This is a genomic window from Streptomyces sp. URMC 124, assembly GCF_051386455.1.
Classification (GTDB): domain Bacteria; phylum Actinomycetota; class Actinomycetes; order Streptomycetales; family Streptomycetaceae; genus Streptomyces.
Window position 1 is genome coordinate 1 of sequence record NZ_JBPQTS010000421.1, and the last position, 282, is coordinate 282.

Below are 282 nucleotides of genomic sequence, written 5' to 3' on the forward strand. Positions count from 1 at the left end.
CTTCGCGGCGATGATGTCGGTCTTCCCGTCGCCGTTGAAGTCACCCGCTCCGACGTGCTTCATGCCGTTCCACGCGCCGGAACCGATTTCGATCCGGTCGGCGAGGAGAGCCAGGCCCTTGCCGCTGGTTCCGGGGTAGAGGAAGAGCTTGCCGTCGTTACGCCGGGTGGCGACGAGGTCGGGCTTGCCGTCACCGGTGAAGTCCCCGACGGTGAGGTTGCGCATGCCGTTCCAGGCACCGGAACCGATCTCCACCCGGTCACCGAAGGTGTCCAGACCGGA

1 protein-coding gene is annotated in these 282 nt (G+C 66.3%); it reads right to left on the reverse strand.

Annotation, left to right across the window (positions count from 1 at the left end):
- A partial coding sequence (locus ACSNOG_RS33180; RefSeq protein WP_436756381.1) for an FG-GAP repeat domain-containing protein occupies window positions 1–255 on the reverse strand: 255 nt, incomplete at its 3' end.
- Window positions 256–282 lie beyond the last annotated feature (27 nt).